At 69.1% G+C, this 24,086-nt stretch carries 21 protein-coding genes; 10 read left to right on the forward strand and 11 right to left on the reverse strand.

The window, feature by feature from the left end; genetic code table 11:
* The first annotated feature begins 81 nt into the window (after positions 1–81).
* Entirely contained in the window at positions 82–1,053 is a 972-nt protein-coding gene (gene bla / locus C8D81_RS17685) for a class A beta-lactamase (protein WP_166646877.1), read from the forward strand.
* A gap of 28 nt (positions 1,054–1,081) precedes the next feature.
* On the opposite strand, the gene C8D81_RS17690 is transcribed toward bla, so the two are convergent.
* From C8D81_RS17690 to C8D81_RS17705, 4 genes are read right to left on the reverse strand one after another with little or no spacing between them, the layout of a single operon-like run.
* Positions 1,082–1,393 carry a GNAT family N-acetyltransferase gene (locus tag C8D81_RS17690; protein ID WP_133626502.1) on the reverse strand — a complete coding sequence of 104 codons (312 nt, stop codon included), beginning with the start codon at positions 1,391–1,393 and terminating at the stop codon, positions 1,082–1,084.
* A gap of 39 nt (positions 1,394–1,432) precedes the next feature.
* Complete coding sequence (locus C8D81_RS17695) at positions 1,433–2,392, reverse strand: pirin family protein (RefSeq protein ID WP_094356461.1); 960 nt, start codon at positions 2,390–2,392, stop codon at positions 1,433–1,435.
* Positions 2,389–2,847: a MarR family winged helix-turn-helix transcriptional regulator gene (locus C8D81_RS17700; RefSeq protein WP_094428222.1), complete on the reverse strand. Its 459-nt coding sequence runs from the start codon at positions 2,845–2,847 to the stop codon at positions 2,389–2,391. The genes C8D81_RS17695 and C8D81_RS17700 overlap by 4 nt, the downstream gene beginning before the upstream one ends.
* The gene (locus C8D81_RS17705) at positions 2,847–3,506 is read right to left on the reverse strand and encodes an isochorismatase family protein (protein WP_094403394.1); all 660 of its coding nucleotides are present in this window, start codon (positions 3,504–3,506) and stop codon (positions 2,847–2,849) included. Before C8D81_RS17705 ends, C8D81_RS17700 begins: the two co-directional genes overlap by 1 nt.
* Positions 3,507–3,602: 96 nt before the next feature.
* On the opposite strand from C8D81_RS17705, the gene lipB reads away from it, so the two are divergent.
* Positions 3,603–4,310: a lipoyl(octanoyl) transferase LipB gene (gene lipB, locus C8D81_RS17710; protein ID WP_208109378.1), complete on the forward strand. Its 708-nt coding sequence runs from the start codon at positions 3,603–3,605 to the stop codon at positions 4,308–4,310.
* A gap of 203 nt (positions 4,311–4,513) precedes the next feature.
* Here lipB and C8D81_RS17715 read toward each other — a convergent pair whose 3' ends face one another.
* The 7 genes from C8D81_RS17715 to C8D81_RS17745 all read right to left on the reverse strand — a co-directional run bounded on the left by C8D81_RS17715 (position 4,514) and on the right by C8D81_RS17745 (position 15,102).
* Positions 4,514–5,095 (reverse strand): glycerol-3-phosphate responsive antiterminator, encoded by a 582-nt coding sequence (locus tag C8D81_RS17715; RefSeq protein WP_166646878.1) that lies wholly within the window; start codon positions 5,093–5,095, stop codon positions 4,514–4,516.
* On the reverse strand, positions 5,092–6,609 hold the full coding sequence (locus tag C8D81_RS17720; RefSeq protein ID WP_133626505.1) for an FAD-binding oxidoreductase: 1,518 nt from the start codon (positions 6,607–6,609) through the stop codon (positions 5,092–5,094). The genes C8D81_RS17715 and C8D81_RS17720 overlap by 4 nt, the downstream gene beginning before the upstream one ends.
* Complete coding sequence (locus C8D81_RS17725) at positions 6,606–8,282, reverse strand: glycerol-3-phosphate dehydrogenase/oxidase (protein WP_133626506.1); 1,677 nt, start codon at positions 8,280–8,282, stop codon at positions 6,606–6,608. The genes C8D81_RS17720 and C8D81_RS17725 overlap by 4 nt, the downstream gene beginning before the upstream one ends.
* On the reverse strand, positions 8,279–9,784 hold the full coding sequence (locus tag C8D81_RS17730) for an FGGY family carbohydrate kinase (RefSeq protein WP_094403390.1): 1,506 nt from the start codon (positions 9,782–9,784) through the stop codon (positions 8,279–8,281). Before C8D81_RS17730 ends, C8D81_RS17725 begins: the two co-directional genes overlap by 4 nt.
* Positions 9,785–11,233, reverse strand: coding sequence for an MFS transporter (locus C8D81_RS17735; protein WP_133626507.1), 1,449 nt, complete (start codon positions 11,231–11,233; stop codon positions 9,785–9,787).
* Positions 11,234–11,404: 171 nt separating this feature from the next.
* The gene (ngg, locus tag C8D81_RS17740) at positions 11,405–13,084 is read right to left on the reverse strand and encodes an N-acetylglutaminylglutamine synthetase (protein ID WP_133626508.1); all 1,680 of its coding nucleotides are present in this window, start codon (positions 13,082–13,084) and stop codon (positions 11,405–11,407) included.
* Entirely contained in the window at positions 13,081–15,102 is a 2,022-nt protein-coding gene (locus C8D81_RS17745; protein ID WP_324614830.1) for an N-acetylglutaminylglutamine amidotransferase, read from the reverse strand. Before C8D81_RS17745 ends, ngg begins: the two co-directional genes overlap by 4 nt.
* On the opposite strand from C8D81_RS17745, the gene C8D81_RS17750 reads away from it, so the two are divergent.
* From C8D81_RS17750 to C8D81_RS17785, 8 genes are all read left to right on the forward strand, one after another.
* On the forward strand, positions 14,999–15,955 hold the full coding sequence (locus C8D81_RS17750) for an ABC transporter ATP-binding protein (protein WP_208109393.1): 957 nt from the start codon (positions 14,999–15,001) through the stop codon (positions 15,953–15,955). The genes C8D81_RS17745 and C8D81_RS17750 overlap by 104 nt on opposite strands.
* Positions 15,952–16,758, forward strand: coding sequence for a hypothetical protein (locus C8D81_RS17755; protein ID WP_094428211.1), 807 nt, complete (start codon positions 15,952–15,954; stop codon positions 16,756–16,758). The genes C8D81_RS17750 and C8D81_RS17755 overlap by 4 nt, the downstream gene beginning before the upstream one ends.
* A 42-nt stretch (positions 16,759–16,800) precedes the next feature.
* A complete protein-coding gene (gene lipA / locus C8D81_RS17760; protein ID WP_094356448.1) occupies positions 16,801–17,739 on the forward strand; it encodes a lipoyl synthase in 939 nt (312 codons plus the stop codon).
* A 22-nt stretch (positions 17,740–17,761) separates the two neighbouring features.
* The gene (locus tag C8D81_RS17765; RefSeq protein WP_094356447.1) at positions 17,762–18,553 is read left to right on the forward strand and encodes a DUF4191 domain-containing protein; all 792 of its coding nucleotides are present in this window, start codon (positions 17,762–17,764) and stop codon (positions 18,551–18,553) included.
* A gap of 21 nt (positions 18,554–18,574) precedes the next feature.
* Positions 18,575–20,386 carry an ABC-F family ATP-binding cassette domain-containing protein gene (locus tag C8D81_RS17770; RefSeq protein WP_133626510.1) on the forward strand — a complete coding sequence of 604 codons (1,812 nt, stop codon included), beginning with the start codon at positions 18,575–18,577 and terminating at the stop codon, positions 20,384–20,386.
* A 198-nt stretch (positions 20,387–20,584) separates the two neighbouring features.
* The gene (locus tag C8D81_RS17775; protein ID WP_094356445.1) at positions 20,585–21,505 is read left to right on the forward strand and encodes an NAD(P)-dependent oxidoreductase; all 921 of its coding nucleotides are present in this window, start codon (positions 20,585–20,587) and stop codon (positions 21,503–21,505) included.
* 12 nt (positions 21,506–21,517) lie between these two features.
* Complete coding sequence (locus tag C8D81_RS17780) at positions 21,518–22,381, forward strand: enoyl-CoA hydratase/isomerase family protein (RefSeq protein WP_133626511.1); 864 nt, start codon at positions 21,518–21,520, stop codon at positions 22,379–22,381.
* A 36-nt stretch (positions 22,382–22,417) separates the two neighbouring features.
* Positions 22,418–24,055, forward strand: coding sequence for an amidohydrolase (locus tag C8D81_RS17785; RefSeq protein WP_133626512.1), 1,638 nt, complete (start codon positions 22,418–22,420; stop codon positions 24,053–24,055).
* Positions 24,056–24,086: the final 31 nt, after the last annotated feature.

The raw sequence follows: 24,086 nt of genomic DNA on the forward strand, positions 1-24,086 counted from the left end.
CCGTTCCGATAGCGCAGCGGTTATCGGTCGGGCCGGGCAAGGTCTTGGTGCTGCCCGTTGCGGATGTCGCACGCTGGCGCCATGGATTCCTCAACCCAGAACACTGCCTCCGATTCGCATCCCACCACGACTGCGGTGACCCGTCGCCGGGTCCTCGCCGGCATCGGTCTCGGCGCTGCTGCGGCCGCCTCCGGTATCACCGGCATCCGGCCCGCAGCAGCTGCGCCGGGCACCGCAAGGGACGCCGGCCGGATCGCCGCGCTGATCGCGGACCTGGAACGACGCCATGACGTCCGGATCGGCCTGTCCGCGGCCGCGTTGACCGGCCCGTACCGCGGCCGTCGCCTGGACCACCGCGCCGACGAGCGCTTCCTGATGCTGTCGGTGTTCAAGGCGATCGCCGCCGCAGCGGTGCTGGACGGCCGGTTGATCACCCCCGATCCGAAGGTCCTCGACCGGCCGGTGTTCCTGCCGCCGGAGGCCATCTGCGAGGGCCCGGCATGGTTCGCCGAGCAGATCGCGGCCCGCCGTGCGCCCTCGGTGACCGAGGTCTGCCGGGCGGCGATCCAGCTCAGCGATTCGACCGCCGCGAACGCCCTGATGTCGCTGACCGGCGGGCCCGACTCGATCACCCGGTTCGCCCGCGACAACGGCGATCCCGTCACCCAGCTCACCGAATGGGAACCGGAGTTGAACACACCCGATGGTGACCGCAACACCACCAGCCCGCGGGCGATCGGTGCGCTGTTCGCCGCGATGATCGTCGGCCGTGCGCTGCGTACGCCGGCCCGGCGTCGCCTCACCGACTGGATGCTCGGGAACCAGACCAGCGACCAGCGGTTCCGGGCCGGTCTGCCGGCGGGCTGGACGCTTGCCGACAAGACCGGTTCCGGGATCGATGCCACCGCCAACGACGTCGGCATCGCCTTCGACCCGGCCGGCAACGCCTACCAGCTCGCGGTGCTGACCAGCTCACCGCGCCCCGACACCGAGCGGGTCAACGAGATCTTCGCGATCCTCGCGCGGGAAGCACTGGCCGAGCTGAGCAGTTGAGGCGTTGGCTTCGACTGCCGGCGTGGACTCAGTCGGTGGCGGTGCTCTTCTTGATGCCGTAGATCAGGTCGACGTAGGCCTCGTGCCGGGCGATCCAGCCCTTGATGAACGGGCAGATCGGCAGCACCTTGCGGGTGCCCTCGGCGCGCACGTCGTCGAGGGCGAACCGGGCCAGCGCCGAACCGACACCCCGGCCCTCGAACTTCGGCTCCACCTCGGTGTGGGTGAACACCACCAGTTCGTCGGTCAGCTGGTATTCGGCGAAGCCGGCGAGCTCACCGTCCAGGGTTGCTTCGTAGCGCTTCTTCTCGGGGTTGTTGCGGACTTCGACATCGGCCATCTGGGGCTCCTTCTGCTGTGTGGGTTGAAAATATGGGGGTCAGCCGCCGACGCGGCCGCGGCGGTTGCGGGGGCGGAGCCGGACGGTGGGCAGCGGGGGTGCCGGGATCCGGGATTCCGGGCCCTCGTATCCGGGCACCTCGCCGAAGCGTTCCGAGTGCCGTTCGTATTCCTCGCGGGCCGCGACGACCTCCTCGTGGGTGCGGCCGATCAGGTTCCACCACATCACGATCTCCTCGGTGAAGGGCGTACCGCCCAACAGCGCGACCCGTGCCGGCTCGGAGCCGACCTGCAGGCGTACCGAATCCGGCCCGGGATCGATGCAGCCCAGATCGGCCGGACCGAGCTGCTGCCCGGCGACGGTGAGCGTGCCGCTGTCGACCAGGAAGGCGTGCTCGAAACCCGGGTCCAGGGTCAGCTCGAACTCCGCACCCGGCGCCAGCCTCAGTTCCGCGCCGAGCAGCGGGGTCTGGGTGCGGACCGGGGAGGCCGCCACCCCGGGCAGCTCGCCGATGAACACCAGCGCGGTCCCGGCCCCGTCGGCCAGTTCGGTCTCGGTCGGCACATGGTGCTGGAAGTCCCGGGCCATCTCGCGGTCCACCTCCGGCAGCGCGACCCACAGCTGCAGCCCGTGCAGGGTGCTGGTCGCCGGGGTGGACACCTCCGAGTGCGCGATCCCGCGGCCGCTGGTCATCAGGTTGACCTCGCCGGGGCGGACCATCGCATGCACGCCGTTGGAGTCGCGGTGCTCGATCTCCCCGGCGAACAGCCAGGACACCGTCTGCAGCCCGGTGTGCGGATGCGGTGGCACGTCCATCCCGTCGCGGCTGGCATCGACGACCCGGGTGGGGCCGTAGTGGTCGACGAAGCACCAGGCGCCGATGAACGAGCGGTCCCGGTGCGGCAGGGTACGCCGGACCTCCAGTGCCCGGACGCCGCCGAGCGGCACTTCGCGCCCGCGGAGCACCTGGACGGTGGTCTGGCTCGTCGATTCGGTCATCGGAGTTCCTCCTCCTCGGTGGGTACGCCGATCCGTCCGAGCAGGGCGGTCAGCGTGACCAGGTCGTCGTCGGTCAGCCCGGCGAAGGCCCGGCGGATGGTGGCATTGTTGGTGCGGGCCGCCTCGCGACGCAGCACCCGGCCGGTATCGGTGAGCGCGATCAACACCCCGCGATCGTCGTCGTGGGCACGCGTGCGGGTCAGATACCCACGCGCGCTCAGCCGATCCACCAACCGGGTCAGCGCACTGCCGCTGAGCAGCACCCGGCCGGCCAGTTCGCGATGCCGGCAGGTCTCGGTCGGGCCCAGGTTGATCAGCACATCGAACTCGGTGACCGAGAGCCCGTGCCGGGCCTGCAATCGGCGGCCCAGCTCACCGAGCAGGTCGGCGTACACCTCGAGCAGCGCCCGCCAGACCGGTACGGCGGCGCTGCGGCGGGTCAGCTCGGCCTGCATCAGCTGTTGTCGAATTGGACGCCCTCGGCCTTGTCGAGCTGCTGTTTGCGCGGGAAGTACCAGTTCATCACCTTGCGCAGGTTGTCCGACTCCTCGCGGGCCCAGTTGCGCATCAGCTCCGAGCCGAAGGAGATCGCGGTCACCGGCTGGGCGCCGGCGGCGACCACGCGCTCGATGGCCCGGTTGTGGGAGACGGTGCTGATCCCGCCGATCGCGTCGATGACCGGGTAGACCTCGTAACCCTCGGCGAGCATGTCGAGGGTCGGGAAGGTCATGCAGACCTCGGTCCACAAGCCGGCGATCACCACCTTCTTGCGGCCGGTCTGCTCGATGGCGGCCCGGAAGTCGGCGTCCTCCCAGGAGTTCACCCCGGTGCGGTCGATCTCGGGTACGCCGGGCAGCTCGTCGCGGATCAGTTGCGCGGTGCCCTCGTTGACTCCGAGGTCGACGCCGACGGTGGAGAGCACCACCGGTACGCCGTAGGAGGTCGCCAGTCGGCAGAGGGCCACCACGTTGAGGTCGATCCGCTCCCGGGAGGTCGAGGTGATCGTGTGGTACTGCTCGGGCTGGTAGTCGATCAGCGTGAGCACGCAGTTCTCGGGCGTCAGCAGGTGATCGCTGGCCTGATCGCGTACCGGCTCCATCTCGGTCTTGGCCATCGCTGGGCTCCTCTCGACAAGTCGATGCACGTGCAACTATTCCGGTCCATCCGGCGCAGCACAACCCCCATCCGCCGCGGGCGTACACTCGCAGACATGCTCGATTTCCAGTGGTTGGGACACATCGACTACACCGAGGCGTGGGACCTGCAGCGCACGCTGCACGCCCAGGTCTCCGCGGGTGAGCGCGGCGATGTGGCGCTGCTGCTGGAACATCCGCCGGTCTACACCGCCGGGCGGCGCACCCAACCCGAGCACCGGCCGGTCGACGGCACCCCGGTCGTCGACGTGGACCGCGGTGGGTTGATCACCTGGCACGGGCCCGGTCAGCTGGTGGGGTACCCGATCGTGAAGCTGCCGGAGGACATCGGTGTGGTCGACTACATCCGCCGGGTCGAGGAGGCGCTGATCCGCTACCTGGCCTCGGTCGGCATCGAGACCGGCCGGGTCGCCGGGCGGGCCGGTGTCTGGTTGGCCGCCGACGAGCGCGGTGAGGAACGCAAGATCGGCCAGATCGGGGTACGCGTGGCGCACAAGACCTCGATGCACGGCTTCGCCCTGAACGTGGACCCGGACATGACCTGGTTCGACCGGATCGTGCCCTGCGGGATCACCGATGCCGGCGTCACCTCGATGGCCCGCGAACTCGGCGACGGCTGGTCCGGTATCGAAGGCGTCCGCCGCGCCGCCGACGGGATCACCCCGTTCCTCGCCGAACTGCTGTCCTGGCAGGATTTCGAGCGCACCCCCGACATCGCCCGCGCCACCCCCACCGACCAGGTGCAGTACGGCCTCACCGTCTGACCCTTCGACTCGTCGCTGCGCGTACCACGCCGCCCGTGCCGCCCTCCGGCCCGGCCCGCGCCAGCATTCGGTGTTGTCCATCCCGGGCAGGTGTTGTCCGTCGATCGGCTCGCCACCGCTTCCAGGTAGGCCTGCAGAACGATGCCATTCTGCATACACCCGGTAGGCAGAAAGGCACCGTTCTGAACGGACACCACAGACCGCTACGGCGATCGGGTAGCCGCCCACAATTCCGTGCTGTGACTGGTCACTCCGATCGCACCGGCGGTCAGGGCGGCCCGCACGTCGTTCTCGTCGGTGACGAAACCGGAGACGATGAACGGTTCGAACACCCGCAGGTCCTCCGGATCGATCCGCGGCACCACCGGCCCCGGCATCACCTGGACCAGATCGGGGTGGGAGGTGCGGACCGAGTCCAGGGCACGCGGCAGGTTCGAACGGTCGGTCACGAACACCTTCTGCATCGCCAACAGCTTGGCGTGCTGGATGCGCTGCATCAGCGAGCCCCGCGTCGACACCACACCGACGGCACCGAGCGCCTGCAGATAGTCCACCCCGCCACGATCCTGGGCCAGCCCCGGGATCGAGTCGATGTTGACGATGCTGAGGATTCCCTGCTGGGTCAGCACTTCCAGCGCCTTGGGCAACAGCAGCAGATCGATGTTCGCCACCACGACCGCCCGGCAGTCCGAGCCGAGCAGTGCGGGCAGGCTGTCCACCCCGTAGAGCACACCGATCACCGGATGCTGCCGGACCGCTTGCTGCAGTTGCGCGAGTCCGCTCACAGCCCCAGTTTGCCCGGGTTGAGCAGATTGTCCAGGTCGACGACCCGCTTGATGGTCTCCAGCAGCGCGAAGGATTCGCCCAGCGACTCCCGCATGTAGGGCGCGCGCAGCAGGCCCACCCCGTGGTGGTGGCTCAGCGTGGCCCCGTGCCGCAGCACCACCTCATTGGCCGCATCCCACGCCGCCCGGTACCAGTCGGCCCGCCGCTCGGGTTCGACCTTGCCGCGCAGCGAGAAATAGAGACAGCCGTCGGTGACGTAGGCGTGGGACTGGTGCGCCGAGCCGGCGAGCGTACCCGGCACCGACGTCAGCGCCTCGATCACCTCGTCATAGATCGCCGGCAGATCCCGCCAGCGGCCGGTCATCTCCAGGGTGTCGGACACGAAGCCCGGGTCGGCCTTGAACCCCTCGGCACTCTTGCCGGTCACCATCCGGGTTTCCAACCAGCGTTCGAAGATCGCGTCCCCGTCCAGCCGGGTGCCGGTCTCGGCACAGACCTCCTCGGCGATCTGCAGGCCGGCATCCACCAGGGGTTGTGGCCCCTCGTCGGCGACCAGCAGCACGTTGGTGTCCGGCAGATCGAACTGCAGGCCACTCTCCAACTCGTCATAGAGCCGCAGCGCCGCCGGGGTCGCACCGCGCTGCATGATCTCCCGGCAGGCCTCCAGTCCGTCGGCGAAACTGGCGAAGCCGTACGCGAAGGCCCGCGCATAGCTGGGCAACCGGTGCACCTGGAGGCGTACCCGGGTGATCACCCCCAGGGTGCCCTCGGACCCGATGAACAGGGCCCGCAGATCCGGCCCCACGGCCGCGCGGGCGCTGTGTCCCAGGGACAGCTCGGTGCCGTCGGGCAGCACGACGTCGAGCCCGACCACCATGTCCTCGATCTTGCCGTAGCGGGTCGACAACTGTCCGGCCCCGCGGCAGGCGACCCATCCGCCGACGGTGCTCAACCCGAACGACGACGGCCAGTGGCCGGTGGTGAATCCCTGTTGCTGCAACTGCTCCTCGAAGACGTCCCCGAACATCCCCGCCTGGACTTCGACGATCTGGCTGGTGCGGTCCAGGTCGGTGATCTCGTTGAGCGCGCAGAGGTCCAGCACGATCCCGCCCCGCAGCGGCAGCGCGGCACCGGTGACATTGGATCGGCCGGCCGAGGCGGTGACCGGAATCCCCGTGCTGCTGGCGATCCGGAGCACCTCGACGACCTGCTGCTCGGTCTCGACCCGCACGATCGCACCGACCGGTGTCGCGGGATTCCCCGAGGTCTCGGCGATCATCGAACGGGCCCACCAGTCCCGGGTGCCGTCGATCAGTTCACGTTCGGTGGTCGCGACGGTGGCCCCCGTGGCCCGCAGTTCGTCCAGCACCTCGTCGGGGACGACCACCGGATCGGTCTGCAGCGAGTGCTCCCCCGCCGCGCTGTCCGGCACCGCCCAACCGGGAGTGGTCGGTCCACCGACGGTGTATCGACCGTGGTTGTAACCGCGGCGAATCGCTTCTGCGCTGATCATTCGTGGACTCCCATCAGGATGTTGCGTTCGAGTTCGGTCGAGTTCCGGTACGCCCCGAGTTGCGCTTCCAGCGCGGCCTGGTCCAACCCGAGTTCGCTACCCAGGATCGCGGCCACCGCGCCGGCGGCTTCGGCCGAGGCGTCCCGGCGATAGAGCCGCGCCCGGGTCCGGCGCGACAGCACGTCATCGATCGTGCGAGCCATCTCGTGGCGCACCGCATGGACCGCCTCGGCGCGGATGTAGGGCAATCCGGCCACCAGCGGGTCATCGGCGCCCGGTTCGGTGAGCAGCTCGCTGACGAAGTGGCTCTCGGTGCCATAGCGTTCCCCCAGATGGGCGGCGAGCCCACCGGTGACCTGGGACGCCTGCGGGTCGAAACCGACGCCGCCGACCAGCGGCGCCTTCTGCGTGCGGCAGCGGGTCCGGCGATCCAGGACCGCGCTGACCGCGTCGACGGTCTGTTCGGCCATGTGCCGGGAGGTGGTCAGCTTGCCACCGACGACGGTGACCAGACCATCGGGATCGGTCCGGATCTCGTGGTTCCGGCTGACCTCCAGGGTCTTGCCGCCGGGTGGGGCGATCAGTGGCCGGCAGCCGGCGATCGAACCGGTGATGTCCTCGGGTTTCAGATCGACCCGGAGGGCAGAATTCGCCCCCTCCAGAAGGAAATCCCGCTCCTCGCTGGTGCAGTGCACCGAGTCCAGGTCGCCCTGGTAGTCCTCATCGGTGGTGCCGAGCACGCTGTAGTCCCCCCAGCGGGTGATCGTGGCCCGCCGGGTCCGTCCCGGTACCGGCACGGTGACCGTGCAGTCATTGCGGATCAACCGCCACGGGAGCACCACATGGACGCCCTTGGCGGGCCGGATCGGTGGCACCTCGGCCTCGGGTCCGGCCGCGGAGAAGTCCCGCAACCACACCCCGGTCGCCATCACCACGCACCGGGTGGGCACGGTGATCGTGCGATCCTCGGCCTGCACCTCGACCCCGCTGATCCGTCCCCCGCTGCGGCAGACCTCGCTGAGGCGGGCATGGTTGACCACGCAGGCACCGTGCAGGGCGGCGGTCCGGGCGACGGTGAGCGTGAGCCGGGCGTCGTCGGTGCGGGCGTCGAAATAGAGCAATCCGTAGCGCAGTTCCTCGGCCCGCAGCGTCGGGCAGCGGGCGAGCACCTCATTGCGGGACAACCGCTGGTGCAGGCGGCCCTCGCGCCAGCCACCGGCCGCGTCATAGGACCACAGCAACGCCTCGAACCCGCTGGCCAGCCGGGGGTCCAGGGCACCACCGCGGGCCAGCACCGGGAACATGAACGGCAGCCGCTGCACCAGATGCGGGGCGTTGTCGCGCAACCGTTGCCGCTCCAGCAGCGAATGCCGGACCAGCGGAAGGTTGCCCTGTTCGATGTAGCGCAGCCCGCCGTGCACCATCTTGGAGGACTTGGAGGAGGTGCCGCTGGCGAAGTCGTCCTTCTCCACCAGCGCCACCCGCAGGCCACGCAGTGCACAGTCCAGTGCGGTGTAGGCACCGGTGATCCCGCCGCCGACGACGACCACGTCGAAGCTCTCGGCGGCCAACCGGTCCAGGTTGGTGCTGCGGTCGAACGGCACCGGGCGATCCAGCACGAGTTCTCTCGCCTGCCGGCTCTCCCGGCGCCCGGGAAGACTGATCCTTTTCATGATTCCTCTCGTCCGAGTTGGACTTCCTGGTCGACGACGGCCCGCCAGGCGGACCGGGCCCGCTGCCGGGCGGCCGTCGAGATGCTGGGTTCGAAGACCCGCAGCGTGTTGTCGGGCAGATCGCCCAGGGCCGGCCAGCCGGGCAGCTGGCTGCCCGCCAGGTACGCCGCCCCGCGGAGGCTGGCGCTGGCCGCGCCGCGCACTCGATGCACCGGGATCCCCATCAGGTCGGCCTGCACCTGCAGCAGCAGGTCGCTGGCCGCGAGCCCGCCGCCGACGTTGATCCGCGTCGGGCGCACCGCGGCGGTGGAGACGTTGTCCTCATTGGCCTGGGTGACGAAGTGCGCCACCCCCTCCACCATCGCCCGGGCGACGTGCGCCGCGGTGGTGGCGGTGCTCAACCCGCGCAACGCGCCACGGGCGTGCGGTGCCATCACCGGGCTGCGCATCCCGGTGATGCTGGGCAGGAAGGTGACCCCGCCGGAATCGGCAACGCTGGCAGCGATCTCGGTCATCTGTTCGGGCGAGTCGAACCAGCCGAGCCGGTCGCAGGCCCAGCTGAGGGCCGACCCGGTGGCGGCCGCGAACGTCTCCAGGGTGTAGCTGGATCGGCCGGCCGCCCGCCACCCGGTCAGCACCAGCGTGCCGTCGGGTGCCGACTCCGCTGCCGGCCAGTCATCACCGGTGCACAGGTCGACGAAGCTGCCGGTGCCGTGCACCACCATCGCATCGCCGCTGTGGGTGCAACCCAGCCCGACCAGCGCCGCGTGCTGGTCGCCGACGGCCGCCAGGATCGGCAGCGGCCGGCCGACGAGCTCGGCATCGAGTGTGCCGACGGGCGCGGCGTCGTCGATCAGGCGGGGGGCGAGTTCGGGCGGAAATCCCAGTGTGGTGAGCCAATCCTCGAGATAGCAGAACTCGCGCAGGTCGAGCGCTCCCCCGGCGGTCGCGTTGGTGGCCGAGGTGACCAGCGCCCGTTCGGCCGAGAGGTTCCAGATCAGCCAGGTGTCGATGGTCCCGAATCCGAGCCGGCCGTCGGCGTACGCCTGACAGACGCGCGGGTTCTCCCGCAGCTGGTGCGCGGCCCACAGGTAGGGCGAGCGCACCCCGGTGGGTCGACCGGTGCGGGCGCGCAGCCGTTCGTCCCAGCTGTCGGCGTACGCCTCGGCCAGCTCGGTGGCATAGCGGGTGTCCTGCCAGACCACCGCGGGGGTGAGCGGTTCGCCGGTGACGGTGTCCCAGAGCACGGCGGTGGCCCGCTGCGTGCTGACCGCCACCCCGACCACCTGGTGCCGGGTCGGGTCGTGCTCTGACCAGGTGGCGGTGAGCACGTCGCGGGTGGCGCTCAGGATCCGGGCCGCGTCCTGTTCGACGAGACCGGGTGCTGGGCTGTCGGTGGTCAGCCGCTGGTAGTGCTCGTTGTGGGTCCGGCCGTCGGCGTCCACGATCGCCGCGCGGGTGCCGCTGGTTCCTTCGTCGATGGAGAGGATCGCCTCCGGCATTCACATCACCTTCGTCCTGGTCGGCTCGTCGCTGAAGCCGGGCGCGTCCGCCTCTTCATCGACGTCGACCGCGGCGCGGGTCGGTTCCCAGCGCACCACCCAGCAGATGATGGCGGCGATCAGTGGCACGACGGCGAGGATCAGGAACGTGTTGCCGAGTCCGTAGTTCTCCCGGAAGATCGGGAAGACGGTGAGACCGAGGGCTGCGCCGAGGCCGCCCATCGCTCCGATCAGCCCGTTGGCACCGGCACGGAGTTCGCTGCGGAAGGACAGGGTCGAGATCGACTTGCCGTTGGCACCCGGGCCGCCGGAGTGGAACAGGATGAACAGCGACGGGACAAGGAAGGCCAACCACAGCGGCATCTTCTGGAATCCGAGGCCGAGGATCACCAGCAGCACGAACACCACGGTGAAACCGATCGCCGAGGCCCGCCGCAGGCCGAGCTTCTTCCCGATCCATGGGGATGCGAAACCGCCGATGATGCCGAAGAGGTTGAACACGATCGTGCCGGTGGTGGCGGAGACGAAGTCGTTGCCGAACATCGCCAGGCTGATCACCGGCAGGTACCAGCCGACCGCGAAGTACTGGATGGACTGGCCGAGCTGCACCGTGGTGGCCAACACGGTCCGGGGCAGATAGATGCCGCGGAAGATCAGCAGCACGTTGCGGATGCCCTTGTTGGCCAGATTGATGATCGGCAGTCGTTCGCCCTCGGGTGCGGCGACGAACGGCTGACCATACATCTTGGTCATCGACTCGGCGGCTCGCTCCAGATTCCCGTGCCGGGCCAGCCAGGCCGGGCTCTCCACCAGAAAGGTCAACTGCAGCACGAAGAGGAGGATCGCGACGACCCCGGTGGCACCGATCGCATAGCGCCAGATCGCGTCACCGACGTCCAGGTTGTAGAAGGCCAGCGCCAGCAGCAGGTTGCTGGTCACCGCGGTGTACCAGATTCCCTGCCAGGTGTTGATCCGGGAGCTGAACTTCTTCGGTGTCAGTTCGCCGAGCAGCGCCATCGCGATCGCGAAGTCCATGCCGTAGGCGGCACCGACGAAGAACCGTCCGGCGACGACCAGTTCGAAGCTGGGTGCGAAGGTGGCCAGCGCCGCACCGACCACGTAGAGCACCTTGGCGGCCACGATCGGGATCACCCGGCCGAACCTGTCGGCCAGCCAGCCACCGATCGGATTGAAGAAGATCGAGATCCAGGAGGCCATCGAGGTGAGCAGCGCGACCTGCGCGGCGGAGAGCTGGAGGTCCCTGGTCATCGGCGCCAGACCGGCGCTCAGTGCGGAATTGGAGAAGGCGTCGAGGAACAGACCTGCGAGCGCCAGCCACCAGATGACTCCGGCCCGACCGCTGATCCGTGGCCGGGAGTTGGTGAACTGGATGACGTCGTGCACGCCCCGGATCGTCGTCGGGGGCGCCGGTGTGGCTGCCAAGGACATGCTCTGACCTCTCTGTCAGCGGGCTGAGCGGCCGAGCGCGCGACCTGCTGACAGGCACACCAAGACCGCGCAGGATGTCTTGGCGTCTGGTCCCTGCGGGCCCCATCTTCGGCGCACCCGGTTCACGCTGTCAAGGGTTCACGGGGCACTCCGGCAGAGCGAACGACGATGTCAGCGGGCCACGCTGGCCGGGAACAGATAGTCCAGGAAGCGCTGCACCACCGGCTGCGGCTCGTGGTTCGCCAGGCCGGGGCGTTCGTTGGCCTCGATGAAGACGTAGTCACCGCCGCGCACATCGGGGACCAGCAGATCGACCCCCGACACCGGGATGCCGATGGCCCGGGCCGCGGTCACCGCGGCCTCCTTGAGCTCCGGTGCCACCTGGTCGGTGACATCGTGGATGGTGCCGCCGGTGTGCAGGTTCGCGGTCCGGCGGACCAGGATCCGCTCCCCGGCCGGGGGCACGTCGTCGAGTTCCCAGCCCTCCTCGCGGACGGTGGCGATCGTCAACTCATCAAGGGGAATCCGGGATTCTCCACCGGAGGCACGGGAGCGGCGGCGCGAGTGCACCTCGATCAGCTCGCGGACGGTCCGCTCCCCCGTCCCGACGACCTCGGCGGGCCGGCGGACCGCGGCTGCCGCGACCTGCCCGTCGATGACCACCAGACGCAGATCCTCACCCTCGACATGCTCCTCGATCAGCACCTCGGTGCCGGGACCACCGGCGCGACCGAGCGCGGTGTCCAACTGCTCGTCGGTGGTCACCCGGACGGTGATCCCGACCCCCTGCTCACCGCGTACCGGCTTGATCACGACCGTGCCGACCTCGGCGAGGAACTCGTGGTCCGCCTCGTCGAAGGTCGCCACTTTTCCTTGCGGTACGCGGATTCCGGCCTCCTCGACGACCCGGCGGGAGACCCGTTTGTCGTCGCAGCGGCTCATCGCCACTGCGGTGGTGTACTGCGACAGCGACTCGCGGGTGATCACCGTCCGCCCGCCGTATTCGAGTTGCAGATAACCGGTCCCGGCGTCCAGCACGATCACCCGGATGCCGCGCCGCAGCGCCTCGTCGGCGATGATCCGGGCATAGGGGTTGAGTGCGTCCAGATCCTCCGGTGGCCCGCCGGCGAACAGCCGCTCGTTGATCGCGTTCTTGCGCTTCACCACCAACTCGGGCACCTTGGCGAAGCCCATCCGCTCGTAGAGGCCGATCGCGGCGGTGTTGTCGTGCAGCACCGACAGGTCCATCCGCCGCAGCCCCCGCTCGGCGAAGGCCGCGACCAGGGCCCGGGTCAACGCCGCCCCGACCCCGGGGACGGTGGCCTGCGGATCGACCGCCAGGCACCACAGGCTGGAACCGCGCTCCGGGTCCCCCCACAGCGCCGCGTGGTCGACCCCGGTGACCGTGCCGATGATCTGGCCGCTGGTGCTGTCCACCGCGTTCAGATAGAGCACCTGCTCGGTGTCCAGCTGCCGCGCCATCCCGTCGATATCGGCGGTCACCATCTGGCAACGGCCGTAGATGGCGTTCATCGCGGCCAGGTCGTCCCGGTCCCGGGCCGGCCGGATCTCCAGCAGGGCAGGCAATTCCGCGTACCCCGGGTCCCGCTGTTCCGCTCCGAAGGTGAGCCGATGGGTCAGGCTCGGGTCGATGAAGAACTCCTGCGGATGCTGCGCGATGAACACGTGCGCATCGGGCAGATAGACACAGCAGTCGCGGCGTCCGGTGGCCTCGTCGCGGAGCAGATCGCCGAGCTGGTCGTGACTGGCGAAGGTGTTGCCGAAGACGAGCCGCCCCCAGCCTAGATCCAGCACCACATCGCGTCCGGTCTCCACGGGAGCGCTGCTCACGCGCCGATTCCGTCCGGGTTGGCCGCACCCTCACCGGCTCGGTCCACGTGCCGCTGCAGCCACAGCTCCAGCAGGCCGATCTGCCACAGCGGATTCCCGCGCAGCGGTGTCAGCCGCTCGTTGGGTGCGGCGAGCAGCGCGTCGATCGCCTCCGGCCGGAACAACCCACGCTCCTTGGCCGCCGGCGCGTGCAGCGCATCGCGGACCAGCTCCAGCGGCCGCCCCGACAGATGGGTCAGCGCCGGTACCGGGAAATAGCCCTTCGGCCGGTCGATCACCCCGGCCGGGATCACCCGGCGGGCCGCCTGCTTGAGCACCCCCTTGCCGTCGTGGGCGGTCTTCAGCTCCGGCGGGCAGGTGGCGGCGAGCTCGACCAGCTCGTGGTCCAGGAACGGCACCCGGCCCTCCAACCCCCAGGCCATCGTCATGTTGTCGACCCGCTTCACCGGATCGTCGACGAGCATCACCCGGGTGTCCAGCCGCAGTGCCCGGTCGGTCGCGGTCGCGGCCCCCGGTGCGGCGAAGTGGTCCCGGACGAAATCCTCGGCGGCGTACGCCCCGATCTGCCAGTCCGGTGCGATCAGTGCATCCAGACCGGCGCGATCCCTGTCGAAGAAGGCTTTCTGGTAGCGGCGCAGGGCGTCGTCGACATCCCCGTCGGCGGCCGCCGCCATCGGCGGATACCAGTGGTAGCCGGCGAAGATCTCATCGGCGCCCTGCCCGGACTGCACCACCTTGACGTGCTTGCTGACCTCCTGGCTGAGCAGATAGAAGGCGACCACGTCATGGCTCACCATCGGCTCGCTCATCGACTCGATCGCACCATCCAGCGCCGGCAGCATCCGATCGGCGGAAATCCTTATCTGGTGGTGATCGGTGTCGTACTCGCGGGCGATGATGTCGCTGTAGCGGAACTCGTCACCCTCCTGGCCACCCGCGGATTCGAAGCCGATCGAGAAGGTCTTCAGGCCGTGCTGGCCGGCCTCGGCCAGCAGCCCGACGATCAGCGAGGAGTCCAACCCGCCGGAGAGCAGGCAGCCGACCGGGACATCGGCGACCAGCCGGCGTTCGACCGCGGTGCGCAGCGATGCGAGCACCGCGTCCTCCCAGTCGCGTTCGCTCCAGTCGCTGCGGGCGTCGTCGCGGCTGAAATCGGCCTCCCAGTAGGTCTGCTCCTGCCGCCGACCGTCGGGTTCGATGGTCATGATGGTCGCCGGCGGCAACCGGTGCACCCCGGCCAGGATCGTCCGCGGCGAGGGCACCACCGAGTGGAAACTCAGATAGTGCTGCAGCGCCACCGGGTCCACCGTGTCATCGATCCCGCCGCCCTCGAGCAGCGCGGGCAGGGTGGAGGCGAAGCGGATCGCGCCATCGACCTCGGCCCAGTAGAGCGGCTTGATGCCGAGCCGGTCACGGACCAGCAGCACCCGCCCGGAATCGCGTTCGGCGATCGCGAACGCGAACATCCCCTGCAACCGGTCGACCACCGCCGGGCCCCACTCGGCGTACCCCTTGAGCACCACCTCGGTGTCGGAGTGCGAGGCGAACCGATGGCCGCGCCCGGCCAGGTCGGCACGCAGTTCCCGGTAGTTGTAGATGCAGCCGTTGAACGCGATCGTCAACCCGAGCTCGGCGTCGTGGATCGGCTGGGTGCCGGAGGGACTGAGGTCGATGATCGACAGCCGACGATGACCGAGGGCGACCTGGTTCTGCGACCAGACCCCTTGTCCATCGGGGCCGCGAGGGGCCAACCGTCGTGTCATCGCGGCAACCGCGGACACGTCGGCTGCTCGGTGGAACGCGATCTCTCCAGCCAGGCCGCACATGGGGCACCAGCCTAGCGGGCCACCCGGTGGGTGGAACCAATCGACCGACGGACAGAACCTTTCGGCGCGCACAATGCGTGGTGTGACCATGAGCGAGAGCGGCACCGGCCAGTGGGCCATCGAGGTGGATGGGCTGGTCAAGAGCTTCGGTGGGCGGCAGGGCGACCGGCTGGCCCTCGACGGACTGACCATGCGCGTCCCGCACCGCGGTGTGCACGGCTTCCTGGGCCCGAACGGGGCCGGCAAATCGACCACCATCCGCGCCCTGGTCGGTCTGGTCCGGGCGAACGCCGGCACGATGCGGATCCTGGGTCGCCCGGTGCCGCAGCAGCTGCCGGAGATCATCGGTCAGGTCGGCGCGATCGTCGAGCGGCCCCGGTTCTTCAACGAGTTCGACGGCCGCAAGAACCTGCGGCTGCTGGCCGCCTCGATCGGTCAGCCCGCTCATCGCGTCGATGCGGTGCTCGAGCACGTCGGGCTCACCGAACGCGCCCGGGACCGGTACGCCCACTACTCGCTCGGCATGAAGCAGCGACTCGCGGTCGCCGCCACCCTGCTCAAGGATCCGCAGGTGCTGATCTTCGACGAGCCGACCAACGGCCTCGACCCCTCCGGCATCCGGGAGATGCGGCAGACGATGCGCGCGCTCGCCGATCAGGGCCGGGCGGTCCTGGTCTCCAGCCACCTGATCGGCGAACTGGAGCAGGTCGTCGACTCGGTCACCGTGATCCGCGCCGGCCGGGCGGTCGCCCAGGGCCCGCTGGCCGAGGTGCTCGGCGGCAGGCTGAGCGGCAGCTGGGTGCGGGTGACCGACCCGGACCGCGCGGCGGCGGTGCTGCGAAAGCACGGGTGGGCCGTCGCGGTACGCCCCCGCGGCCTGGAGGTGACCGGTGACCTGCCGCCGGTCGCCATCACCCGGCAGTTGGCCGCGCACGACCTGTGGGTGGAGGAGCTGCACCCGATCCGCACCTCGCTGGAGGAACGCTTCCTCGAGCTGACCAGCACCCCCGAACCCTTCGTCACCGGTCCCTGGAGGTCTGTATGAGCACCCTGCTGCGCCCGGAGTTGGAACGCTTCCTGACCCGCCCGGTCACCTGGATCGGTGCGCTCACCGCGTCGGTCCTGATCGTCCTGATCGGGTGGGCCACCGGCACCCCGAATCGGTTCTACGACCAGGTCCCGCGCCCGGCGATGAACATGAATGATGGGGTGAACACGCTCATGGTGGTCGCCCTGTTCGCCTCGGCGCTGGCCTACTGGACCGCGGCCTCCTACGCCGGTTCCGAACTCTCCAGCGGGGTGCTCGGCACCTGGCTGACGTTCACGCCACGGCGGGTCCCGGTCTATCTGGCGAAGGTGGTGACGGTGGCCCTACCGTCCTTCGGCTTCGCACTGCTGTTCGCCCTGGTTCTGCTCGGCCTGCAGCACCTGCGGACACCAGGATCCGGCAGCACGCTGCAGGAACTGGTCGGACTCGCGGTGCGGATCGCGGTCACGGCGGCGAGCTTCGCGATCCTCGGCCTGGTGGCCGCCATCATCGGGCGGAGCACCCTCAGCGCGCTCGGCATCCTGCTGGGTTACCTCGTGCTGATGATGACGCAGGCCTGGTTGATCAACTCCATGAACACCGATCATGATGACTGGTTCGGCCCGGAGCGGGTGCTCGGGCAGTTCCTTCTCACCCGTGCCCCGGTCGACGGTCTGCCGCACATGCCGGGCAGCGCACCGCGGGTCGATCTCTACTTCGACTATTCCCCGATCGCACTGGCCGGTTTCGGCTGGCTGCTGATCATGGCCGCCGTCGTCGCGGTCGGCGGCCTCGTGTTCGCCCGTCGCGATGTCAACTGAACGCCCGGCGTACCACCGGGACACTCGGCGTACCATGGCGGGGTGACTGTAACGCCCGAAGGACGCAAGCTGCTCCGGCTCGAGGTGCGCAATGCGCAGACCCCGATCGAGAAGAAGCCGAAGTGGATCAAGACCACCGCGAAGATGGGGCCGCAGTACCGCGAACTGCAGAAACTCGTGAAGGACGAGAGCCTGCACACGGTCTGCCAGGAGGCCGGTTGTCCCAACATCTTCGAGTGCTGGGAGGACCGCGAGGCCACCTTCCTGATCGGTGGCGACTCCTGCACCCGGCGTTGCGACTTCTGCCAGATCGAGTCGAAGAAGCCCGAGGCCTACGACACCGGTGAGCCGCTGCGGGTGGCCGAGAACGTGCAGACGATGGGCCTGAAGTACGCCACCATCACCGGCGTCTGCCGCGACGACCAGCCCGATCTCGGGGCCTGGTTGTACGCCGAGACGATCCGGCAGGTGCACGAGCTCAACCCGGGCGTCGGCGTGGAGATGCTGGCGCCGGACTTCAACGGCCGCCCCGAGCTGCTGCAGCAGCTGTTCGAGCAGCAGCCGGAGGTGTTCGCCCACAACGTGGAGACCGTGCCGAGGATCTTCAAGCGGATCCGCCCCGGCTTCCGCTACGAGCGCTCGCTCGACGTGCTCACCCAGTCCCGCGCTGCCGGCCTGGTCACCAAGTCCAATCTGATCCTCGGCATGGGCGAGACCCGCGAGGAGGTCAGCCAGGCGCTGCAGGACCTCTACGACGCCGGTTGCGAGATCATCACCATCACCCAGTACCTGCGCCCGAGCCAGCTGCACCACCCGATCGAGCGCTGGGTCACCCCCGACGAGTTCACCGAGCTGGCCGACGAGGCGCGGGCGATCGGCTATGCGGGCGTGATGAGCGGGCCGCTGGTGCGTTCGTCCTACCGGGCCGGTCGGCTCTATCGTGAGGCCCTGAGCGCTCGGGACACCCGGCGTACCGCCTAGGAACCACGACCAGAGAGAGACCATGGCCGACAAGCAGAGCGCGAAGCAGGCCCAGGCACAGGCGAAGGCCGACGCCAGGGCCGCGCGCCGGGCGGCGAAGGAACGCCGCCGCACGACCACCGACCCCAACGAGATGGGCCGGTTCCGGCAGATCTACCGGGCGTACCAGCTGACCCACGAGTACGACAAACCGCTGCCCTGGCTGCTGCTCGGGGCCTTCGCGGTGCCGATCGTGCTGGCCGTGGTGATCGCGCTGCTGTTCGCAGGAGGCTCGGTCTTCTCCTGGATCATGTTCGTGCTCACCGGCATCATGCTCGGCATCCTGCTGGCGCTGCTGCTGCTCACCAACCGCACCAAGAAGGCGACCTTCAAGCGGTACGCCGGCCAGGTCGGCTCGGCCGAGGTGGCGCTGCAGATGCTCGGCAACAAGTGGGTGCACGATCCGGTGATCGCGGCCACCAAGCACCAGGATGTGGTGCACCGGGCGATCGGCCCGGGCGGGATCGTGCTGGTCTCCGAGGGCGACCCGAACCGGGCCAAGCAGCTGCTGGCCAGCGAGGAGCGCAAGCACGAGAAGTTCATCTCCGGGGTGGTCATCTCCACCTTCCAGATGGGCGACAAGCCCGGCCAGGTGTCGAACGACAAGCTGGCCAACGCGGTGAAGAAGCTGCCGAAGACGCTGCAGGCGCATCAGGTCACCGACGTCCGCAACCGGCTCCGCGCGATCGACGCGGTCCGCCCGAAGGTGCCGGTCCCCCGCGGCCCGATGCCGACCAACATGAAGGGCGCCCGCAAGGGCATGCGGGGCCGCTGACCCCGGCTAGACTGGTTCCTCGTGCCAGCAGCCAACCTCGTCAACGCCGAGAAGATCAGCAAGGTCTATGGCACCCGGACCATCCTCGATGAGGTCTCGGTCGGGCTGGGCCGCGGTGATGTGATCGGTGTCGTCGGCCGCAACGGCGACGGCAAGTCCACCCTGCTGGGTGCGCTGACCGGCCGGATCGAGCCGGACTCCGGGCGGGTCACCCGCACCGGCAGCGTGTCGATCGGCAGCCTCGACCAGGTCGATTCGTACGCCCCCAGCGCCACCGTCCGCGAGGTGATCGTGGACGGCCAGCCCGACCACGTCTGGGCCGCCGACAGCTACCGCCGCGGCGTGGTCCAGCACCTGCTCGCCGACATCGACCTGGACGCCGAGCTCGGCCGGCTCTCCGGCGGTGAACGCCGGCGTACCGCGCTGGTCGCGGTGATGCTCGGCCAGCACGACCTGCTGGTCCTCGACGAGCCGACCAACCACCTGGACGTGGAGGCCGTCGCCTGGCTGGCCGAACACCTGCGTACCCTGCAGCAGCGCGATGTGGCGATGCTGGTGGTCAGCCACGACCGCTGGTTCCTGGACGCGATCTGCACCCGGATCTGGGAGGTGCACGACGGCGTCGTGGACGCCTACGAGGGCGGCTATGCGGCGTACACCCTGGCCCGCGCGGAACGCTCCCGGCAGGCCGTCGCCAACGAGGCCCGCCGACAGAATCTGGTCCGCAAGGAACTGGCCTGGCTGCGGCGCGGTGCCCCCGCGCGCACCTCCAAGCCGAAGTTCCGGATCGAGGAGGCGAACCGGCTGATCGAAGACGTCCCGCCGCCGCGGGACAAGCTCGCCCTGGAACGGTTCGCGGTCACCCGGCTCGGCAAGGATGTCTTCGACCTGACCGAGATGAGCTATGCCCTGCCCGATGCGCCCGGGTCCGACGGCCGGGTGCTGTTCGACCACCTGAACTGGTCGATCGGCCCCGGGGATCGGATCGGGCTGGTCGGGGTGAACGGCGCCGGCAAGACCACCCTGCTCAAACTGCTGTCCGGTGAGCTCTCCCCCGGCTCCGGCCGGGTCAAACAGGGCAAGACGCTGCGGCTGGGCCACCTCACCCAGGCGGTCCGCGAACTGGACGACAGCGACCGGGTGCTGGACAACGTCAACCGGTTGAAGGCCGAGACCAAGCTGGCCACCGGGCGGGAGGCCAGCGCCTCCCAGCTGCTGGAGGAGTTCGGCTTCACCGGCAACCGGCTGACCACCAGGATCGGTGACCTCTCCGGCGGTGAGCGGCGCCGGCTGCAGCTGCTGCGGCTGCTGATGAGCGAGCCCAATGTGCTGCTGCTCGACGAGCCGACCAACGACCTGGACATCGACACCCTGACCGTCGTCGAGGACTATCTCGATTCCTGGCCGGGCACGCTGATCGTGGTCTCCCACGACCGCTATTTCCTGGAGCGGGTCACCGATGTGACCTATGCGCTGATGGGTGACGGCAGCTGCGTGCTGCTGCCCGGTGGGGTCGAGCAGTATCTGGATCATCGCCGCAGTCGTCCGCAATCGGGTCCCCAGCGCACCGAGCGCTCGGCGGCCGCGCAACCGTCGGCGCCGGCCGGGCCGTCGGCGGCCGCACTGCGCCAGGCGAAGAAGGACCTGGCCCGGTTGGAACAGCAGTTGGCCAGGCTGTCGGGGCGGATCGACGCCCTGCACGGCCAGATGGCGGAGGCGGCGAGCGACTACCAGCGGCTCGCCGAACTGCAGGCCGAGGCGGACCGGTTGCAGGCCGAGCATGACCAGCTCGAGGAGGACTGGCTGGCCGTGGCCGAGCTGGTCGAGTCCTGAGTGGCTTATCCATTTTAGGCGTCTCTCGACGCCGAGACCGAGCACATATCCCGCGCCCCCATTGGTATCGCGGGCACAAAATCCTGCGGGATAAGCCAATTCCCAGACGGTCAGTTCCACGCTGCTCTTGACTAGCCGTGTGCGGCCTCTACCATTGTGGCTAGTCCACTACAACGATGTTTGAGGAAGAGGCACACCGTGACTGCACACACGCTTGGCTGGCTCGGCACCGGCCGGATGGGATCGGCGATGGCGCGGCGGTTGCTCGCCGCCGAGCACAAGGTGGCCGTCTGGAACCGCACCAGGTCCAAGGCCGAGGCCCTGCAGGCCGACGGCGCCACCGTGGCCGACACGATAGGCGAGCTGGCCGATCAGGATGTCGTCTTCGTGATGGTGTCCACCCCGAAGGACCTGGAGGAGGTCGTGCTCGGTGAGAACGGCCTGCTGAGCGGATCCAACAAGCCCCAGGTGATCGTGGACTGCTCCACGGTGAACACCGAGACCTCCAAGAAGATCCGCGACGCCGTGGTCGCGGCCGGTTCGGAGTTCCTCGCCGCCCCGATCAGCGGCAACCCGCACATGGTCGACGAGGGCACCTCGGTGATGGTCGCCTCCGGACCCGAGGAGACCTACGAGAAGGTACGCCCCTACCTCGAGGCGATCGGCAAGGCGTCGGTGCACGCCGGTGAGGACGAGCAGTCCCGGTTGGTCAAGCTCTGCCACAACCTCTACCTCGGCCTGATCGTCCAGTCGGTCTCCGAGGTCACCACGCTGGCGGAGAAGGCCGGGGTGCCGCGCGCGGCGTTCCTGGAGTTCCTGAACAACACCGTGCTGGGCACCGAATGGGTGCGCCGGCGCACCCCCGACATGCTGTCGCTGGATCTCACCCCGACCTTCACCACCGAGCTGTTGCGCAAGGACTTCGATCTCGGCCTGGCCGCCGCGCGCGAGCACGAGGTGACGATGCCGCTGGCCGGCAGCGTCTTCCAGCTGCTGCAGGCCGCGATCGGCCGCGGCTACCGCGATGACGACTTCCTGTCCCTCTTCGCGGTCGAGGCCGCCTCCTCGGGACTGACGCTCGAACCGCAGACCGCCGAGTCCGACGAATCCCAGTCCTGAAAGGAAAATCGCATGTCTCTGCAGGAGTTTCTCCCGACCCCGGAGTTCGACGAGTACAGCGAGTTCTTCAAGGACTTCTTCAAGATGACCCGCCGCGACGACGGCGTCCTGCTGGTGGAGATGCACACCCAGGGCGGCCCGGTGCAGCTCAGCGTGCAGAACCACCGGGCACTCGGCCAGATGCTCAAGGTCGTCGGCGCCGATCCGAAGAACGAGGTGCTGATCCTCACCGGCTCGGGCGAGGAGTTCATGATGGACTCCGATCCGGAGGGTTTCCAGCTGGAGCAGGACGACCTGCCCCACTGGGCCTACGAATACGCCTACAAGGACGGTCGGATCAACGTCAGCTCGCTGGTCAACGATCTGGAGATCCCGACCATCGGCCTGTTCAACGGATCCGGTTTCCACAGCGAGATCGTGCTGATGTGCGACATCACCCTGGCCGCCAAGGGTGCGGTCTTCTTCGACCTGCACTACAACATCGGTTCGGTTCCCGGTGACGGCATCCACAGCGCCTTCCTGGAAGTGCTCGGCACCAAGCGCGGGGCGTACGCCCTGCTCACCGGTGAGGCGATCGACGCCGACAAGGCACTCGACTACGGGATGGTCAACGAGGTGGTGCCGCGGGAGGACCTGATCGCCCGCGGGTACACGATCGCGGACCACATCATGACCCAGCCGCGCACCCTGCGCCGGCTGACCACCCAGATCGTCCGCCGGCCCTGGAAGCAGCGCATCGTCAACGACCTGGACGGCGGTTTCGGCATCCAGATGTTCGGCCACGTCGCCGGCGCCGGCAGCCACCACGGCCGCGACCACATCAGCAACTCCAACGACTACGTGCGCGAAGGCCGGAAGAACAACTTCGACAACTAGTCGGCACACCCAGCAAGGCAGTTCAAGGGGCCAACCATGAACCAAGAAGTCAACGCGGACCTGGTTCTCCGCAACGCCCGGATCACCACCTTCGACAGCGAGGTGCCCACAGCCGAGTCGATCGCGATCCGGGACGGCAGGGTCCTGGCGATCGGTTCCGACGAGGAGCTCGCAGCGCTCGCCGAGACCGCGGCCCGGACGATCGATCTCGGCGGCCGCTCGGTCCTGCCGGGGCTGAACGATTCCCACATCCACGCCGTGCGCGGCGGGGTCGGGTGGGACACCTGCCTGCAGTGGGAGGGCATCCGCAGCCAGGCGGAAGCCCTGGCCAGTGTGCGGGACGCGGTCGCCGCGCGTGCCCCCGGGGAGTGGATCAGCGTGATCGGTGGTTGGCACGAGCGACAGTTCAGCGACGCCGGAATGCCAACCAGGGAACAACTTGACGAGATCGCACCGGTGCATCCGGTCTATCTGCAGGAGCTCTATGGCCGGGCGGTGCTGAACTCGGCCGCACTCGCCGCGGTCGGCTGGGACGATGACACCCAGCCCCCACCGGGGGCCGAGTTCCTGCGCGACGACGACGGCCGGCTCACCGGTGAGGTACGCGGCCCGGCGGCGTACGCCCGGCCGAATGCGCTCACCCTGGACCTCCCGCTGGAGACGGCGGTGCAGGCGACGGCGGCGATGACCAGCGAGTTCGCCGCGCACGGCCTGACCGGGGTCGTCGACGCCGGCGGCTTCCAGGTCACCCCGCACGACTACGACGCGCTCTATGAACTGTGGCGCCGTGGCGGGCTCGGGGTCCGCTTCCGGCTCTACATCTGCGCCTGGAGCCGCGGGGACGAGGTGCACGACTATGAGCAGCTCACCCTGCTCTCCCAACCGGACTTCGGCGACGGCATGCTCAAGATCGCCGGGCTCGGCGAGATGCCTCACATGGCCTGCCACGACTTCGAGGGTTTCGACCCCGCCTTCACGATCGCCGACGACGCCCATTCCGAACTGGTCGAGATCTGCCGGATGGCGGTCGAGCACGGTTGGCGGTTGTCGGTGCATGCGGTGCTGAACAACTCCCTGAGCCGGATTCTCGACGCCTGGGAACTCGTCGACCGGGAGAGCGGCGGCCGGGTCAGCGAGCTGCGCTGGTCGATCGTGCACGCCGACGAGGCCTCGGAGGAGAACCTGCGCCGGATCGCCGCGCTCGGGGCCGGGATCCAGGTGCAGAACCGGATGGTGCTGCAGGGCGCCGACTATGTGGATCTGTGGGGTCAGGACGGCGCCGACGCCGCCCCGCCGATCGGGGCGATGAAGCGGCTCGGGATCCAGATCGGCGCGGGCACCGACGGGACCCGCGCCAACTCCTGGTATCCGTGGACCTCGATCGCCTGGCTGGTGTCCGGTGAGTCGATCGACCGACGGACCCGGCGCGCGGAGCACGACCGGCTCTCCCGCTTCGACGCGATCGCGGCGTACACCCGCGACAGCGCCTGGTTCAGCGGCGAGGAGGACACCCGGGGCCGGCTCGCACCGGGTTTCGACGCCGACCTCTGCGTACCGACCATGGACCCGTTCAGCTGTTCGATCGAGGAGCTGCGGGAGCTGCGCAGCGAGCTGACCATGGTCGGCGGGCGGATCACCCATGCCGCCCCCGCGTTCACCGAGCTGGTCGGGTGACGATGCCCGCAATCGTTGCCCTGGTGGCGAT

Origin of the sequence: Enemella evansiae (genome assembly GCF_004362375.1) — a bacterium.
Taxonomy (GTDB): domain Bacteria; phylum Actinomycetota; class Actinomycetes; order Propionibacteriales; family Propionibacteriaceae; genus Enemella; species Enemella evansiae.

Coding starts and splice junctions, on each gene's coding strand:
- bla (WP_166646877.1), top strand. CDS start 82: ATGGATTCCTCAACCCAGAACACTGCCTCCGATTCGCATCCCACCACG.
- C8D81_RS17690 (WP_133626502.1), bottom strand. CDS start 1,393: ATGGCCGATGTCGAAGTCCGCAACAACCCCGAGAAGAAGCGCTACGAA.
- C8D81_RS17695 (WP_094356461.1), bottom strand. CDS start 2,392: ATGACCGAATCGACGAGCCAGACCACCGTCCAGGTGCTCCGCGGGCGC.
- C8D81_RS17700 (WP_094428222.1), bottom strand. CDS start 2,847: ATGCAGGCCGAGCTGACCCGCCGCAGCGCCGCCGTACCGGTCTGGCGG.
- C8D81_RS17705 (WP_094403394.1), bottom strand. CDS start 3,506: ATGGCCAAGACCGAGATGGAGCCGGTACGCGATCAGGCCAGCGATCAC.
- lipB (WP_208109378.1), top strand. CDS start 3,603: ATGCTCGATTTCCAGTGGTTGGGACACATCGACTACACCGAGGCGTGG.
- C8D81_RS17720 (WP_133626505.1), bottom strand. CDS start 6,609: ATGATCAGCGCAGAAGCGATTCGCCGCGGTTACAACCACGGTCGATAC.
- C8D81_RS17725 (WP_133626506.1), bottom strand. CDS start 8,282: ATGAAAAGGATCAGTCTTCCCGGGCGCCGGGAGAGCCGGCAGGCGAGA.
- C8D81_RS17730 (WP_094403390.1), bottom strand. CDS start 9,784: ATGCCGGAGGCGATCCTCTCCATCGACGAAGGAACCAGCGGCACCCGC.
- C8D81_RS17735 (WP_133626507.1), bottom strand. CDS start 11,233: ATGTCCTTGGCAGCCACACCGGCGCCCCCGACGACGATCCGGGGCGTG.
- C8D81_RS17750 (WP_208109393.1), top strand. CDS start 14,999: ATGAGCGAGAGCGGCACCGGCCAGTGGGCCATCGAGGTGGATGGGCTG.
- C8D81_RS17745 (WP_324614830.1), bottom strand. CDS start 15,102: ATGGTCAGTCCGTCGAGGGCCAGCCGGTCGCCCTGCCGCCCACCGAAG.
- C8D81_RS17755 (WP_094428211.1), top strand. CDS start 15,952: ATGAGCACCCTGCTGCGCCCGGAGTTGGAACGCTTCCTGACCCGCCCG.
- C8D81_RS17765 (WP_094356447.1), top strand. CDS start 17,762: ATGGCCGACAAGCAGAGCGCGAAGCAGGCCCAGGCACAGGCGAAGGCC.
- C8D81_RS17780 (WP_133626511.1), top strand. CDS start 21,518: ATGTCTCTGCAGGAGTTTCTCCCGACCCCGGAGTTCGACGAGTACAGC.
- C8D81_RS17785 (WP_133626512.1), top strand. CDS start 22,418: ATGAACCAAGAAGTCAACGCGGACCTGGTTCTCCGCAACGCCCGGATC.